The following is a 16,992-nucleotide window of genomic DNA, read 5'->3' on the forward strand; positions in this document are numbered from 1 at the left end:
CAGGCTCCTCAACGCAGGCTGATGGTGGTGTTCACACCGTCGTTGACGCTGTCGTCATCGAACCAGCGGGCGGTGACGGTCTTGGTCTGAGTGTAGAACTGCACCACTTGCTTGCCGTACGGGCCCAGGTCGCCGAGCTTGGAACCGCGGGAACCGGTGAAGCTGAAGAACGGCACCGGCACCGGAATCGGGATGTTGATGCCGACCTGGCCGACGTCGATTTCGCTCTGGAACTTGCGCGCCGCCGCCCCGCTCTGGGTGAACAGGCCGGTGCCGTTGCCGAAGGGGTTGGCGTTGACCAGGGCAATGGCCTGATCCAGGGTGTCGACCTCCAGCACCACCAGCACCGGGCCGAAAATTTCCTGGGTGTAGATCTGCATATCGGTGGTTACCCCGGAGAACAGGGTCGGGCCGATGAAGTTGCCCTGCTCGTAGCCCGGGACCTTGATGCCGCGGCCATCGAGTTCCAGCTTGGCGCCTTCTTTCACGCCGCTTTCGATCAGCTCCAGAATCCGCGCCTTGGCGCGCTTGGACACGACCGGGCCCACATCGGTGCCCGGCTCGCTGCCAGCGTTGACCTTGAGCTTCTGCGCCAGGGCCTTGAGGTCTGGCAGCCATTGTTTAGCGGCGCCCACCAGCACCACCACCGAGGTGGCCATGCAACGCTGACCGGCCGCGCCGAAGCCGGCGCCCACCAGGGCATTGAGGGTCTGTTCGCGGTTGGCGTCGGGCAGGACCACGGCGTGGTTCTTGGCGCCCATCATCGATTGCACGCGCTTGCCGTGCTTGCCCGCCAGGTCATAGACGTGAGTGCCGACCGCGGTCGAACCGACGAAGGACACGGCCTTGATGTCCTTGTGGGTGCACAGCGCATCCACCACGTCCTTGCCACCGTGCACCACGTTGAGCACGCCGGCCGGCACCCCGGCTTCCACCGCCAGCTCCACCAGCAGCATGGTGGACAGCGGGTCCTGCTCGGAAGGCTTGAGGACGAAGGTGTTGCCACAGGCGATGGCCATCGGGAACATCCACAGCGGAATCATCGCCGGGAAGTTGAACGGGGTGATCCCGGCGCACACGCCGATCGGCTGGCGCAGGGTGTAGGTGTCGACACCGCCGGCAACGTTCTCGGCGAATTCGCCCATCTGCAGGGTGCCAATGGAGCAGGCGTGTTCCACCACTTCCAGGCCGCGGAAGATGTCACCCTCGGCGTCGGCGAGGGTCTTGCCCTGCTCGGCGCTGAGGACTGCGGCAATGCGTTTGGAATGCTCGCGGATCAGGGCCTGGAGCTTGAGCATGATGCGCATCCGCGCGCCGATCGGGGTCAGTTTCCAGGTCTGGAAGGCACGCTGGGCGGCGGCAATCGCGGCGTCGACTTCAGCGGCGGTGGCAAAGGGCACCTTGGCCAGCACTTCCTGGGTCGCCGGGTTGACGATGTCATGCCATTCCTGGCTCTGGGACTGGACCCATTCACCGTCGATCAGCAATTTGACCTGTTGCAGGGTGGTGCCGTCGGGCTTGAGGGATGCGTTCATGAGGTCTCCTGACTTCTTGAGTTCTTATGCAGGGAACCAAGGCGGGCAAGCGCCTTGAAAGAGGGGCTGTCGCGAGTTGGTGTCGGACGGTTTTTGGAGTATAGATGTGCAAATTCCTAATAAGAACGCACATAAAATCCGGTCCAACATGCAAAAAAACATCACCTCGCTGAGCACCCTGAACTGGGACGACCTGAAGTTTTTCCTCGAAGTGGCGCGCACCCGCAAGGCCAGCAGCGCGGCCAAGCGCCTGGCGGTGGACTACACCACGGTGTCGCGGCGCATCGGTTCGCTGGAAACCGCCCTGGGCACCCTGCTGTTCGAAAAGTCCCGCACCAACGGCTTCGTCCTCACCGCCGAAGGCCAGCGCCTGCTGGGTTATGCCGAGTCGATCGAGAGCACCCTGCACATGGCCTGCGAGCAGGTCTCGGGTTCCGGGGTGGCGTTGTCCGGGCATGTGCGCATGGGCTGCACCGAAGGCTTCGGCAGCTTCTTCGTCACCCCGCAACTGAGCCATTTCCTCGACGCCTACCCGGCGATCTCGGTGGATATCCTGCCGCTGCCGCACTTCATCAGCCTGTCCAAGCGTGAGGCGGACATCGTCATTGCCCTGGAGCGCCCGGAGCACGGACCTTACGTGTGCTGCAAGCTGTGCGACTACCGCCTGCAGCTGTACGCCACCCAGGAATACCTCGACCGTCACCCGCCGATCCGCCGCCCCAGCGACCTGGGGGAACATCAATTCATCAGCTACGTGGACGACCTGGCGTTCAGTTCCGAGCTGCTGTACCTGGCCAATGTGGTGCCCGGGGCCAGCGCCAACCTGCGCAGCACCAGCGTCATCGCCCAATACGTGGCGGCGCAGCAGGGCCGCTCGCTGGCGATCCTGCCGTGCTTCCTGGCGGCCCAGGACCCGCGGCTGCTGCCCGTACTGCCCAAGGAGATCAACCTGACCCGGCAATTCTGGATGTACTGCCGTGAAGACCTGCGCAAATTGAAGCGCATCACCCTGCTGTGGGATTACATCCGCGAGGTAACCGAGCAGAATCGCCCGCTGCTCATGGGGGACAGTCGCAGCATGCTGTTCGCCGCCCCCTGACGCTTGACCTGCTCATGGATCGATCTGGATACCCGAAGATGAAAAAACTCAGCCGACGCGGCTCGCTCACCCTTGGCGCAGTGGTTCTCGGCGCCTCGCTGTGGCCCGCTTCGCAATGGTGGGAAAAAGGCCTGGCGACGGCCCGCAGCGCCCCCCGCATCAGCCCCAACGGGTGCTACAGGGTTCAGGTATTCAGGCCGTTCTGGGTCCTGCCCGGCAGATTCCACACCCAGTACCACCCGGACCCGGAGCAGGCTCCCAACGAGAACCCGCACTGGGAGCTGCCGGCGTTTTTCCGTTTGTATGACCAGCGCAATGGCCAATGGCTTGGCGACAGCCAGATCTATGACCTGGTCGTCGACGGGGGGCCCTTGCAGTGGGGCATGAAAGGAGACCCGCGGGTGTCCGCGGCCATGATCGACATCGGCCCCAACGTGCCGGATTGCATCGGCGACCAGCCGGCCAAAGGGCGCTAACGGCTGCCGGGGGTAGCCGCCAGCCGGGCAATGCCGATCAGTCGGCGATCACCACGATCGACACCCGGCGGTTCTCGGTGCGTCCGGCTGCGGTGCTGTTGGAGGCCACCGGCTCGCTGCTGCCCAGGCCGCGCAACTGGATATTCTCTTCACGCATGCCGACCTGGGTCAGCACCTTGACCACGCTCTTGGCCCGGCGCACCGACAGCTGCACGTTGTAGGCCTCCTTGCCCGAAGCGTCGGTGTGGCCGTCGACCCGGACCTTCTGGATATCGACGCTGAGCAAGGCCTTGCCGATGCGCTGGACGATCTCGGTGCTGGCCTGGTTCAAGGTTTCCACATCGCTGCCAAACAGCACCTTGCCCGACAGGCCGAAGGCCCAGCCTTCATCCGTCAGTTCGAAGCCCTCCTGTTTCAGTACCGCGATCTGTTTCGGGGTCAGACCTTTGGGCGGCACGCTCTGGCAGCCAGCCAGGGCCAACAGGGCCATGAACACCAGGGTGCTGAACAGTCGAACCGAACGTTGCGTCATCGAGAACAAGGGAATTAGCTCCTGTTTTGAACCTGAACGATTGGGGGCTCCGCCCCCACGGTGTGTTGCCCGCCTCGCGAACCGCGCTTGGCTTGGTACATGGCCTCATCGGCAGCATTCAACAGGCTGCCGGGGGTCAGGCCATGATCCGGGTACACGGCAATGCCGATGCTCAGCGACGTCATGATCGACAGATTGCCGGGCAGCTGGATCGGCATTTCCATGCTGTTGATGATTTTGTCAGCAATGCGCTGGGCGTCTTCGACCCGGTGCAGCGGCGTCAGCAGCACGGCGAATTCATCCCCGCCCAGGCGCGCGACCAGGTCTTCCTCACGCAGTTGCGCGCGAATCCGCGTGGCCACCGCCACCAGCACCGCATCGCCGGCGGCATGGCCGAAGTTGTCGTTGATCTCCTTGAAGCGGTCGCTGTCGAGAAACAGCACCGCCATGCGCTCGTTGAGCTTGCTGGCGCTGCGCAGCGCACGGATCAGCCGGCCCTCGAAAAACGCCCGGTTGGGCAGACCGGTCAGGCTGTCGTGGCTGGCCTGGTGCGCCAGGGTTTCATTCTCGCTTTGCAGATGGGTCTGCCAGGCTTCCAGCTCATCGAGCAGGGCATTGAAGTCGTTGCCCAGGTTGTCCAGCTCGGCGATTTGTGCAGGCGGCACCCGCTGGTCGAACGCGCGCTCGCGCCGGGCCGCGTGAGCCACTTCCGCCAGACTGCGCAGGGGGCCGGTGATGCCCCGCAGTTGCCGGCGCGCCAGGTACAGCGACACCCAGGCACTCAGCGCGGTGCACAGCACGATGCCCACCAGACCGCTGAACAGGAAGCGCAAGAGGCTGCCGCCATGGCCGGTGACATTGACCGTGCCGACTTCGCGGTTCTGATGCAGGATCGGCAAGCTGATGGGCTTTTCCAGGAACGCGCTGGCGACGTGCATTTCCAGGTTGGTCAGCAGGCCGCTCTCCGGACGTTGCCAACTGGCCAGCAGGCGGCCCTGGGTGTCGTAGACCTTGGCATCGGCCACCTCTTCGGTGGAGGCGATCAGGGCCAGGGCCTCGGTGGCCACCACCGTGTCGTTGAACACCACCGCGGCTTCCACGGTGTAGCTGATGGACCGGGCGATCAGGTGCAGGTTGTGATCGGCATAGACCCGCAACGCCAGGACCCCGAGAAAGGTCAGGGACAGGCTGGCCATGCAGATCGCCAGCAGCGCGACGATCAGGTGGCCACGACCGATGACCGACCGCAGGGTGGGGCGGGCCTTGGACTTGAACCCTTTCATGGGGCCGCCGGACGACGACGAGACAATTGCAGCACGCTGGGATGAATCTTCACCCCACTGCGGGCCACCGAGTCCAGATTGACCTCGAACGACACCTGGTTGTCGCTGACCCGCAGGCAGAACAGGCTGCCCACGGTGCACTGGTCGCCGCCCTCGCTGATGCTCAGTACGGGCTGGCCGATCAGCGAGTTGAACAGCCGGTTACGCTCTTCAGTGCTCAATTTGCCGACGTACACCGAGTCGCACTCGCTGGCCAGGGCCTGACTGCTGGCCAGCAACCGGCGCACCAGCACCGGGCGGCCGGTGGCCTGTGTCGTGCCCTTGAGCAGGTCATCGGTGTATTCGGTGGGCCCCACCACGCACAAGCGCAGCTCCGCGGGCTCCACCGGCCATCGCGCGTAGCTGAGGATCCCCAGCACCACTTGCGTCACCGCCTTGGCCCGCTGCTCGGCCAGGCTGGTCGGGGTTGAAGGCTCTGACTGCGCCACGGCGCACAGACTGAACAGGCAAAGAATGGTCGACAGTGCAAACTGTCTCCACCGCAAACTGCGCTCTGTCCTCAAGACAGCCACGTCCATGCAGGGATTCTCGTTGAATTTCACGGAAATGATGCCGCAACGATAGCACAGCCCGGGAAAATGCCGCGAGGCCAGCGCCCCGAAACGGTGCCGGGCACCAGACTCAGACATCGGCGTCAGTCCAGCTCCAGCATCAACCCGCTGAGGCGCTTGACCTTGCGCCGCACGGCCTCTTCGAAGACCCCGGCGCGGGGCTCGATCAGGCTGAACCAGTCCTTGGCCCGAGTGATGCCGGTGTAGATCAACTCCTTGGTCAGCACCGGGTTCAGGGCATCGGGCAGGATCAGCGCCGTATGGGCGAACTCCGAGCCCTGGGACTTGTGCACCGTCATGGCATAGACCGTCTCCACGTCGTTGAGCCGGCTCGGCAGTACCAGGCGCACCCCGCCCTGGCCATCGTTCCGCGGGAAGGCAACCCGCAGCACCTGGCGCCCCGGCTCCTGGCCCTGCGCCTCCGGCAGTTTCAGGGCGATGCCGATATCGCCGTTCATCAGCCCCAGGCCATAGTCGTTGCGGGTCATCAGCACCGGACGGCCTTCGTACCACAGCTGGTCGCTGTCGATCAGCCGGGCCTTGAACAGTGCCTGGGTAATGCGCAGGTTCAGGCCTTCGACGCCCCAGGGCCCCTTGCGCACCGCGCAGAGCAACTGGAAACGGTCAAAGGCCAGCAGCACATTGCGCGCCCACTCGGTCCAACACCGGTCGTCCAGGGGCGTGTCGGCGGCGGGACGCTGACTGCGCAGCACATTCAGGTAATGCCGGTAGCCTTGCGGGCCCTCGCCATGGCCTTCCAGCAGCAGGCGCTCCAGCGCCCGATCCTGCTCGCCCTTGAGGCTCAGGCCATACAGGTCGGCATGGCTGCGGGCCGCCAGCAGGCGCCGGGCCTCGTCGGCCTGTTGCTGATTGACCCAACGCGCCAGCTGGCCAATGCCGCTGCCTTCGCCGAAACGCCGGGAGTGACGCAGCATCACCACCTGCTGCGCCAGGGGATGCTGGTGCCCGCTGTCCTCCTGCAGGCCGCTGGCACCCAGGTGTTCGCCACTGACCGCTTCCAGCCAGGCACGGGTCTGCGGGTTGTACCAGCCGGCCTCGGCATCGCGGCACAGGTCCCCGAGCACGGCCCCCGCCTCCACCGAGGCCAACTGATCCTTGTCCCCCAGCAGCACCAGACGCGCATGGATGGGCAAGGCGTCCAGCAGATTGGCCATCATTTCCAGGTCGATCATCGAGGCTTCGTCCACCACCAGCACATCCAGAGGCAGGCGGTTGCCGGCGTGATGGCGGAAATGCCGGGTGCCCGGACGATTGCCCAGCAAACGGTGCACCGTGGTCACTTCACTGGGGATCTTCTCGCGCACTTCGTCGGCCACCGACAGCGAGCGCACCTGCAGGCTGATGGACTCGGTGAGACGCGCCGCGGCCTTGCCGGTGGGCGCCGCCAGACGAATGCGCAGCGGTTTGCGGGCTTCCACCGCCGGGCCCTGGAGCAGGGCCAGCAGGCGCACCACAGTGGTGGTCTTACCGGTGCCGGGGCCGCCGGTGATGATGCTGAAGGCACCGCGGGTGGCCAGGGCGCAGGCCAGTTTCTGCCAGTCGATGGGGCCACTGGCCCGGGCCACACCGAACAGCCCGTCGAGGCGCTGGGACAGGTTTTCCGGGGTGGCCTCGGTGACCGCCAGGCGTTGACGCAGGGCATTGTCGATGCGCCGTTCATAGGCCCAGTAGCGCCGCAGGTACAGGCGCTTGCCGGACAGCACCAACGGCCGCTGGCGGGACGCATCACCCTGATCCGCCGCCAGGGCCACCAGCCGGCTGCCGGCCAGGACCTTGCACCACTGGGCGCCTTCCAGTCCCGCCAGGACCTGGGACGGCAGCACCGGGGCACCGCTTTGCGAATCCCCTTCCGGGGGCAGGGACAGGGCGAAATCCGGCTCCTTGAGGGTTTCGAACAGGTCCAGGCAGACATGCCCATGCCCCAGCTGGTGACTGGTCAGGGCCGCGGCCATCAGCACCAGCGGATCGCAGCCCGGGTCCAGTTCATGGAGAAAGCCGACAAAGGCCTTGTCTAGGGAACGCAGCCAGCCGCGCTCGACCCAGCGCTCGAGCAACAGCAGCAGGTCCTCGGCACGGGCCAGGGGGGCCAGGTCGAACGGCACCTCCGGCGTTTCGGTCGAGGAGTCGAACAGATCCGGGGTCATAGCAGCACTCCCTGCTCCCAGGCGGGCTCGGCCCTGGGCGGCTCGGGCTGGCCCTGGAACATGCGGTCGAGACTCTCGATCAACTGCCGTGGCGGCCGGGCGAAATACGCGCCCTGGCTCGCCGAACGACTGCCGCGCAGGAACAGGTACAGGGCGCCGCCGACGTGCCGGTCATAATCGTAGTCCGCCAGCCGGGCCTTGAGCTGGCGATGCAGGGCCAGCAGGTACAGCACATATTGCAGGTCGTAGCGGTTGTCGAGAATCGATTGTTCCATGGCCTGCTCGGTGTAGGCGGCGTCGTCCACGCCCAGCCAGTTGGATTTGTAGTCGGCCACGTAATAGCGGCCCCGGTGTTCGAACGTCAGGTCGATAAAGCCCTTGAACATGCCGTTGAGCAGCACCGGCTCGGCGGTGACCCGCGCCGCGCCCTGGTGGGTCTGCTGACGCACCCGTTGGTCCAGCTTGAGTACGTCGACCTTGTGGCTGGCGAACCAGAACTCCATTTCGACCCGGTACTGGGTCAGTTGCCCCAGCACCACCGGCGGCTGTCCGTCCCCCACCGGCAAGGGGGCTTGCAGCAGGTGCTGCAGCCAGTCGCTGAGGGTCGGGATCCAGCCCTGCCAGCCGCGGCGATTGCAACGGCGGGCGATGGCGTCGCCGATCTGCTCCGGGGTTGCGGCAAAGCCCTCCTCCCCGGCCCACTCCAGCAGACCATGCAGGAAGGTGCCGGGGTTCGGGCCCCGGGGAAAACGATGGATATCGCCACCACTGGCGGCGACTTCACGCGGGGCTTCAGGGTCCAGCCGCTCATCATCGAAGAGTTTCTGCGCCTGGGGGTTTTCCGGGGCTTCGCTGCTGCCCGCGCCCAGGGTGTCGCTGATGCGCAGGGCACTGTAGGAAGCGATCCACCAGTTCTCCGCGGCACGACGAACCGGGATCAGCGGCTCCAGGAGGCTGGCGTCATTGCGTGGCGGATGAAAGCGCTGCTCATCGGCGGCCGGCAGCTCGCCAACGCCGATGGCGTCACAGCCTTGCTGCAAGTCCAGCAGCCAGCGCAGCAGCCCCTTGGACTCGTCGAGCCGGGCACCACCGCCCAGCAGGTAGCCCAGGGCCGAGAGGTGCAGCACCGAGCTGTTGTGATTGCCGCGCTTGAGGTCGGCCACACCCAGCCAGCAGGCATGCTGGGCCCGGGTCAGGGCCACGTAGAGCAGCCGCAGGTCCTCCGCCAGGCGTTCTTCGTCCGCTTGCGCGATCAGCTCCGGGGTCGGTCGCAGGCTGACCTGAGGCTTGCCTGCGCCATCGTGGTAATGCAGGGGCAGGCGGCTGCCATCCACCGGTTTGGTGGAGCAGATAAAGGGCAGGAACACCAAGGGATACTCCAAGCCCTTGGACTTGTGGATGGTCACCACCTTGACCAGTTGCTCGTCGCTTTCCAGGCGCAGGATCTGCTCCTCCGCGGCCTGCCCGGACAGCGCCAGATGCTCGGCCAGATGACGGATCAGGGCTTGCTCGCCGTCCAGTTCCGCGGCGTTCTGTTGCAGCAGCTCGGACAGGTGCAACAGGTTGGTCAGCACCCGCTCGCCATCGCTGCGGGCCATCAGCGCCTGGGGCAGCTGGAAGTCGTGAAGCAGGCGGCGCAACATCGGCAGCACGCCCTGGCTGCGCCAGATCGCCCGATATCCGCGAAACTGCATGACCCGGGCCTCCCAGGCCAGCTCGTCCTGGTTCAGCCGCTCCAGTTCCACCAGGGACAGGTTCAGGGTCAAGGAAGCCAGGGCGGCCCGCAGCGGGCGCTCCACATCCGGCTCGGCACAGGCCTTGAGCCACACCAGCAGGTCCCGGGCTTCCTGGGCGGCGAACACCGAATCCTTGTCCGACAGGTACACGCTGCGCACCCCGCGGGCGGCCAGTTCAGCGCGGACCGCCTGAGCCTCCTTGCCATCGCGGACCAGGATGGCGATATCCGCCGGCAACAGCCCCTTGAGGGGTTGCTGCTCGCGGACAAAACCGCTGCGGCCCTGCTGGCCGCCATTGAGCATCTGAACGATCGCACTGGCACAGGCCGCCGCCTGCTGCTGACGATACTGGGCCCCGGACAGTGGCTGCTCGGCCGGCAGATGCCAGAAGTTCAGCGCCGGCACCCCTTGCCCCTCGACCTGCAGATGCTCCTTACGCCCCTGGGCCGCCACCGCCAGGAACGGCACCGGGTTCTGGCCGTCGTCTTCGCGAAACAGAAAGGCCCCGCGCCCCTGCGGACGCTGTTCGGCCTGCAGGAACACATGGTTGACCGCACTGACCATGGCCTGGCTGGAACGGAAGTTGGTGCCCAACGTGTGCAGGCGCCCGGTGGTGGCCTGGCGGGCCCGCAGGTAGGTGTAGATATCGGCGCCACGGAAGGCGTAGATCGCCTGCTTAGGATCGCCGATCAGAAACAATCCGGTCTCGGGATCGTTGGCCTCGATGCGGTAGATGCTTTCGAAGATCCGGTACTGCACCGGGTCGGTGTCCTGGAACTCGTCGATCAGGGCCACCGGGAACTGCTCGCGGATCAGGGTCGCCAGGCGCTCGCCGCCATCGCTGTGCAGGGCGCAGTCCAGACGCAGCAGCATGTCGTCGAAGCCCATCTCGGCACGGCGACGTTTCTCTTCTTCAAAGCGCTCACCGACCCACTGCGCGGCGTGCTGCAGGACCGCGGCGTCAGGGCTGGGCAAAGCCTCGAGGCTGGCCTTGAGCCCGGCCATGGCTTCAAGCGCCGGGTGCTGCGGCGCCTCTCCCTTCCAGGCTTCGCTCATGCCGTCCGGGGTCAGGCGGGTGAAGCCGGTGCCGATGTCCAACTGTTCAACGGACTCGTCCTCGGCCCAGGCGCTGATCTTTTCAAACCAGGGCTCGAAGAAGCGCGCCTGCAGCTTGCGGCCATCGACGCTCTTGCTGGCCACGCCTTGCAGGCAGATATCCCGCAACTCCCCGGCCCATAGCCGCCAGGGTGCCTTGAGTTGCACCAGGGCTTCCCGGCGCTCCTGCAGGCAAGCCTCGATCAACTCGGCGGGCGTCTGCGCCGAGGGCTCGCGATGCTCGCTGCCAAACAGCGCGCGAACCCGCGGCAGCAACTGGGCCGGGCCGACCCAGTGGGCGCGTACCCAGTTCAGCGCATCGCCCTGCATCGGGTAGCAGAACAGCCGCCAGTAATCGCGCAGCACCTGCCCCAGCAGGTCGCTGTGGTCGGTTTCCAGGGTCTGGGTGAACAGACTGCCGCTGTCGAAGGCGTGCTCGCGCAGCATCCGCTGACACCAGCTGTGGATGGTGGAGACGGCGGCCTCGTCCATCCATTGCGCGGCGATGTCCAGGCGATTGGCGCAGGCGGCCCACTGTTCGGCAGGGTATTGCTCACGCAGCTCGAGAATCAGGCTGTCGGGGGCACTGATCTCGTCACGGAAGAAACGCGCGGCCTCCGCCAGGCGGGTACGGATGCGCTCGCGCAGCTCCTTGGTCGCGGCGTCGGTGAAGGTCACCACCAGAATCTGCGGCGGCAGCAGTTCGCGGCCAAAACCTGCGGACTCGCCACCGTGCCCCAGCACCAGGCGCAGGTACAGCGCGGAGATGGTGAAGGTCTTGCCGGTGCCGGCGCTGGCTTCGATCAGCTGGCTGCCGCGCAGGGGAAAGGCCAGGGCCAGGGGGGCTTGTTGACTCATTGCGCGGCCTCCTCGCCGAGGGCGGAACGCCAGGGCGCGTCCAGCAGGGGACGATAGAGCGTTTCGGCCCAGCCGCTGAAGGTCTCATCGGCGATCAGTGCGTTGTAATCGGCAAATTGCCGGGCTAGGGCCGGAGTCTCCCGGCGCTCGCCCTCGCTGTTCTGGCCGTCGCCATCGTAAGTCTTGCGGGCGGCGGCGCCGGCTTTGTCCGGATCGCTCTGCCCGAGCCAGGCAAAGGCGGTCTTGACCGCCACCGGCAGCGGCTGGCGCATGCCCGCCTGCCAGGCCAGCAGCAGATTGCCGAGAATCGTCCGTGCCTGCTGCTGCTCCAGCGGCGCGAGCAACAGGCTGTCATCGCTGGCTACCAGCGCGGTGGTCAGGGAGTAGCCGCTGGCGCAGGCCAGCAGGTGATTGATCCAGGGTTTGATCAGGCGGTGCCATTTGCGGGTCTTGATCGAGCCGATGCCATTGGCAATGGTGGTCACCGCCAACAGCCCGCCATCTGCCCGCTGATGCAGGCTGCTCAACCAGCCTTCCACACGCACGCCCTGGAGCTCCAGGCTGACCGGCAAGGCGCTGGTCAGCGGTGTCGGCCACAGGTCCAGCAGTTGCCGGTAGCGCTGCAGCAGGTCCGGCAACGGCTCCATGAGCTCACGTTGCAGGCACTCGCCAAACCCGGCCATGGGCAGCAGGCCGCTGGCTTGCAGCCGCTGCGCCTGGGCCTGCAGGGCCTGCTCCGGATGCGCGGCATCGCTCAAGGCCGCTTCCAGCAAACTGTCGCTCAGGCTGTAGCGTTGCAGGGCATCGAGGACGAAGGGCTCCTCGTCCGCCAGGGGCGCGTCCATGGCCTCGAAGAACACCTTGAGCCGCTGGCTGAAAAAGTGCCGTACCGGGTGCCGCAGAAAGTCCTGCAACTGAGCCAGGCTCAGGGGTTCATCCTGGACATAGGGTTCAAGGGGCTGGACGGCCATGGCGGGCTCGTGGGCCTGGTGCAGGACCTGCCATTCCCGGGCATAGCTGAACAGTGTGTCGCTGTCGTGGAAGTAGCGGGCACTGAAGGGCTGCAGCGGGTGCTCCTGGGTCAGGGCGTCGAGCAACGATGCCTGTTCGTCCACCAGCCGCCAGCCGCCGGCCAGATGATCGCGCAGCTGGCCGATCAGTACCGAGGCGGGCCGTTCGCTGTTGTCGCGAATACTACGGCCAACCCAACTGATGTACAGCTGGTCCCGGGCCGAGAGCAGGGCTTCGAGCAGCAGGTAGCGGTCATCCTCACGCCGTGAACGGTCGCCGGGGCGGTAGTCGCTGCCCATCAGGTCGAAGTCCAGGGGCGGCTGGGCGCGCGGGTAATCGCCGTCGTTCATGCCCAAAAGACACACCAGCTTGAAGGGGATGGCACGCATCGGCATCAGGGTGCAGAAGTTCACGGCGCCGGCGAGAAAGCGCTGGGACAGGCGGCCCTGATCCAGGCCGGCGAGCCAGGCTTCGCGCACCACCGTCAGGGGCAACCGATCTTGCAGGCCGACGGATTCGCAGGTTTCCAGCCAGGTTTCCCGCAGGTCCTCAAGCTGGCCCAACAGGTAGTCGTCGTGCTCGGTAGAGGCCAGGAAGAACAGCTGCAGCAACTGCTGCAGGCGCTCGCCCCACTGGGCGGGCACCGCCGGTTCGATGAGTTGCTGGTAGGCCATCTGCAAGGCATCCAGCAGAGCCACCAAGGGACCGATCAGCGCTGCGTCCAGGCCGCCAATCTCGTCATAGGGCTCGATGCCGTCGCAGGCAGCGGAGCGGCCGACGGCGTACCCCAGGAGCATGCGCCGCAGACCGAAACGCCAGCTGTTTTGCTCAAGCTCCTGGGGCAGCCCCAGTTCGGCCCGTTGCTCGGCGTTCATGCCCCAACGGATACCAGCCCCCTCGATCCAGCGATGCAAGGTCGGCAGGTCGGCTTCGTCGACACCAAAACGGGCGCGCAACGCAGGCACATCAAGCAGGTCGAGGATCTCGCTGACCGGAAAGCGGCTGTCCGGCAGTTTCAGCAGGTGCTCGACGGCAATCAGCAGCGGGTCGCGGCCACGCTGGCCCTGGTCGGTGAGGGTGAAGGGGATGAAGCGGCGGTCATCTCGTTCCAACTGGCCGAATACCGCCCGGATGTGCGGGGCGTAGCTGTCGATGTCCGGCACCATGACAATCACGTCCCGGGGGCGCAGCTCGGGTTCGGCACTGAAGCGCGCCAGTAGCTGGTCATGGAGGATTTCCACTTCCCGTTGCGCACTGTGGGCAATGTGAAAACGGATCGATTGATCCTGCTGCAAATCGACGGCGGGCCAGCGTTCGCGGGTTTCGTTGAGGGGGCGCAGTTCGAGGATGTCGTCCTGCAACTGCTGGAGCATGGTGCGCGGTTCGCTCTCGCTGAACAGGTCGATGCGACCGTCGCGAAAAGCCGCGCGGTAGCTGTTGGGATCGTCGTAGCTGTCCAGCAGATTGATGTAGTCCCGTCCCTGTTTTCCCCAGGCTGCCAGCAGCGGATGGGCGTGCTGGTGCAGGGTTTGCGGATCCAGGGCCAGGGGCATGCCGGCTTTGCGCGCCTGACGTTTGTACTGGTGGCGCAGCAGATCCTTGTCGGCAACGATATCCGCCCAATGGTGACGGCAGGGGTTGTGCACACAGAGCAGGACCTGGCTGAAACGCGCCAGTCCGGCCAAGGCTTCGAGGGCTTGGGCCGGCAATGAGGAAATGCCGAAAACGATCACCCGGGATGGCAAGCCGGCGGGGGGCTGGTCCAGGCTGTTGATCCGCTCGATAAAGCGTTGGTGGACTCCGGCTCGACTCTGGGCCATGCCCTCAGTGCCGACATCCACCAGCAGGGCTCGCCACAGTTCGGCTTGCCAGCAGTTGGCTGGGGTCAGGGCCTTGGCTTCGCCGCGAACGTTGCGCAATTGATGGCGCCCTGCCGACCAGTCTTCCAGCCAGTCGGCTCGATAGACCTGATATTGGTCGAACAGGTCCGCCAGGCGCTCAGCCAGTTGGTAGCGTTTACGCAGATCGCTGTCGTGGGTCAGGAAGCGTTGCAGGGGCTCGAAATGGGGCTCGTCGATCAGTTCCGGCAGCAGGCGCATCAGACGCCAGGTCAGCGGGGCTTTATCCAGCAAGGATTTGGGCGGGATTTCATCACGCCCCAGTACCAGACGGTAGAGCTGCCACATGAAGCTACCGGGCAACTGCACATCGATCGCCGCGGCGATCCCGCAGCCGCCGGAGTCATCCTCCTCGGGGTCTTCGGCCAGGGCCAGCTTCAACCATTGGGCTATGCCATTGCTCTGCACCAGGGCGATTTCATTTTCCAGGGGAGCCAGCGGGTAACGCCGCATCCAGCTGACCACCAGACTGCGCAACTCGTCCAGGCGGTTACCGTGAACCACCATAAAACCGGGGGTGAGGGACGAGGCGTCCGGCATAAAGGCTTCCTTGGAGAATGCAAAAAGCTAGGCCGGAACCTTAGCACTGTCGCGGGGTGCTGGCAGCCGCAGCCGAGCGGTCATGGCCGGCCGCAGCAGCGCAACTTTTCTGCAGCGCAAAAACAAAACCCCAACTGCTTTCGCAATTGGGGTTTCGGAATTTAATCTTGACGATGACCTACTCTCACATGGGGAAACCCCACACTACCATCGGCGATGCATCGTTTCACTTCTGAGTTCGGGATGGGATCAGGTGGTTCCAACGCTCTATGGTCGTCAAGAAATTCGGTAGCCAGTCCGTTGCTTGTGCAACGTGCCAGCGAATGGGTATGTAATAGGTTTGTGTGCTTTGTGAGCGGTGCAAACTTTCGGTTCGTTTCGTCTTCACACACCGCAACTCGCTTCTTAAGCAAATTGCTTGGGTGTTATATGGTCAAGCCTCACGGGCAATTAGTATTGGTTAGCTCAACGCCTCACAGCGCTTACACACCCAACCTATCAACGTCGTAGTCTTCGACGGCCCTTTAGGGGATTCAAGATCCCAGTGAGATCTCATCTTGAGGCAAGTTTCCCGCTTAGATGCTTTCAGCGGTTATCTTTTCCGAACATAGCTACCCGGCAATGCCACTGGCGTGACAACCGGAACACCAGAGGTTCGTCCACTCCGGTCCTCTCGTACTAGGAGCAGCCCCTCTCAAATCTCAAACGTCCACGGCAGATAGGGACCGAACTGTCTCACGACGTTCTAAACCCAGCTCGCGTACCACTTTAAATGGCGAACAGCCATACCCTTGGGACCGGCTTCAGCCCCAGGATGTGATGAGCCGACATCGAGGTGCCAAACACCGCCGTCGATATGAACTCTTGGGCGGTATCAGCCTGTTATCCCCGGAGTACCTTTTATCCGTTGAGCGATGGCCCTTCCATACAGAACCACCGGATCACTAAGACCTACTTTCGTACCTGCTCGACGTGTCTGTCTCGCAGTCAAGCGCGCTTTTGCCTTTATACTCTACGACCGATTTCCGACCGGTCTGAGCGCACCTTCGTACTCCTCCGTTACTCTTTAGGAGGAGACCGCCCCAGTCAAACTACCCACCATACACTGTCCTCGATCCGGATAACGGACCTGAGTTAGAACCTCAAAGTTGCCAGGGTGGTATTTCAAGGATGGCTCCACGCAAACTGGCGTTCACGCTTCAAAGCCTCCCACCTATCCTACACAAGCAAATTCAAAGTCCAGTGCAAAGCTATAGTAAAGGTTCACGGGGTCTTTCCGTCTAGCCGCGGATACACTGCATCTTCACAGCGATTTCAATTTCACTGAGTCTCGGGTGGAGACAGCGCCGCCATCGTTACGCCATTCGTGCAGGTCGGAACTTACCCGACAAGGAATTTCGCTACCTTAGGACCGTTATAGTTACGGCCGCCGTTTACCGGGGCTTCGATCAAGAGCTTCGCGTTAGCTAACCCCATCAATTAACCTTCCGGCACCGGGCAGGCGTCACACCCTATACGTCCACTTTCGTGTTTGCAGAGTGCTGTGTTTTTAATAAACAGTCGCAGCGGCCTGGTATCTTCGACCGGCATGAGCTTACGGAGCAAGTCCTTCACCCTCACCGGCGCACCTTCTCCCGAAGTTACGGTGCCATTTTGCCTAGTTCCTTCACCCGAGTTCTCTCAAGCGCCTTGGTATTCTCTACCCAACCACCTGTGTCGGTTTGGGGTACGGTTCCTAGTTATCTGAAGCTTAGAAGCTTTTCTTGGAAGCATGGCATCAACCACTTCGTCACCTAAAAGGTAACTCGTCATCAGCTCTCGGCCTTAGAACCCCGGATTTACCTAAGATTCCAGCCTACCACCTTAAACTTGGACAACCAACGCCAAGCTGGCCTAGCCTTCTCCGTCCCTCCATCGCAATAACTAGAAGTACAGGAATATTAACCTGTTTTCCATCGACTACGCTTTTCAGCCTCGCCTTAGGGACCGACTAACCCTGCGTCGATTAACGTTGCGCAGGAAACCTTGGTCTTTCGGCGTGGGTGTTTTTCACACCCATTGTCGTTACTCATGTCAGCATTCGCACTTCTGATACCTCCAGCAAGCTTCTCAACTCACCTTCACAGGCTTACAGAACGCTCCTCTACCGCATC

At 64.0% G+C, this 16,992-nt stretch carries 9 protein-coding genes and 2 rRNA genes (1 of these 11 running past the window's edge); 2 read left to right on the forward strand and 9 right to left on the reverse strand.

Going from position 1 to position 16,992, the window contains the following annotated elements; all coding sequences use genetic code 11:
* Positions 1-8 precede the first annotated feature (8 nt).
* Entirely contained in the window at positions 9-1,535 is a 1,527-nt protein-coding gene (locus L1O02_RS27280; protein WP_235759052.1) for a CoA-acylating methylmalonate-semialdehyde dehydrogenase, read from the reverse strand.
* A gap of 148 nt (positions 1,536-1,683) precedes the next feature.
* Here L1O02_RS27280 and L1O02_RS27285 point away from each other — a divergent pair, with 148 nt between their 5' ends.
* Positions 1,684-2,634: a LysR family transcriptional regulator gene (locus L1O02_RS27285; RefSeq protein WP_016965434.1), complete on the forward strand. Its 951-nt coding sequence runs from the start codon at positions 1,684-1,686 to the stop codon at positions 2,632-2,634.
* A 38-nt stretch (positions 2,635-2,672) separates the two neighbouring features.
* Positions 2,673-3,110 (forward strand): hypothetical protein, encoded by a 438-nt coding sequence (locus L1O02_RS27290; RefSeq protein ID WP_235759054.1) that lies wholly within the window; start codon positions 2,673-2,675, stop codon positions 3,108-3,110.
* 37 nt (positions 3,111-3,147) lie between these two features.
* Here L1O02_RS27290 and L1O02_RS27295 read toward each other — a convergent pair whose 3' ends face one another.
* From L1O02_RS27295 to L1O02_RS27330, 8 genes are all read right to left on the reverse strand, one after another.
* A complete protein-coding gene (locus L1O02_RS27295; protein WP_060841871.1) occupies positions 3,148-3,642 on the reverse strand; it encodes an OmpA family protein in 495 nt (164 codons plus the stop codon).
* 14 nt (positions 3,643-3,656) lie between these two features.
* Positions 3,657-4,925 (reverse strand): diguanylate cyclase, encoded by a 1,269-nt coding sequence (locus tag L1O02_RS27300; protein WP_060837403.1) that lies wholly within the window; start codon positions 4,923-4,925, stop codon positions 3,657-3,659.
* Positions 4,922-5,503, reverse strand: a complete 582-nt coding sequence (locus L1O02_RS27305) for a YfiR family protein (RefSeq protein WP_235760272.1) — start codon at positions 5,501-5,503, stop codon at positions 4,922-4,924. The genes L1O02_RS27300 and L1O02_RS27305 overlap by 4 nt, the downstream gene beginning before the upstream one ends.
* Before the next feature lie 116 nt (positions 5,504-5,619).
* A complete protein-coding gene (gene recD / locus L1O02_RS27310; protein ID WP_060837402.1) occupies positions 5,620-7,701 on the reverse strand; it encodes an exodeoxyribonuclease V subunit alpha in 2,082 nt (693 codons plus the stop codon).
* Positions 7,698-11,390: an exodeoxyribonuclease V subunit beta gene (gene recB, locus L1O02_RS27315; RefSeq protein WP_235759056.1), complete on the reverse strand. Its 3,693-nt coding sequence runs from the start codon at positions 11,388-11,390 to the stop codon at positions 7,698-7,700. The genes recD and recB overlap by 4 nt, the downstream gene beginning before the upstream one ends.
* Positions 11,387-14,839 (reverse strand): exodeoxyribonuclease V subunit gamma, encoded by a 3,453-nt coding sequence (recC, locus tag L1O02_RS27320; RefSeq protein ID WP_235759058.1) that lies wholly within the window; start codon positions 14,837-14,839, stop codon positions 11,387-11,389. Before recC ends, recB begins: the two co-directional genes overlap by 4 nt.
* A gap of 165 nt (positions 14,840-15,004) precedes the next feature.
* Positions 15,005-15,120: ribosomal RNA gene (rrf, locus tag L1O02_RS27325) — 5S ribosomal RNA — on the reverse strand.
* 148 nt (positions 15,121-15,268) lie between these two features.
* A 23S ribosomal RNA gene (locus L1O02_RS27330) occupies positions 15,269-16,992 on the reverse strand (it continues 1,168 nt past the right edge of the window).

This window comes from Pseudomonas sp. BC42 (assembly GCF_021560055.1).
Taxonomy (GTDB): domain Bacteria; phylum Pseudomonadota; class Gammaproteobacteria; order Pseudomonadales; family Pseudomonadaceae; genus Aquipseudomonas.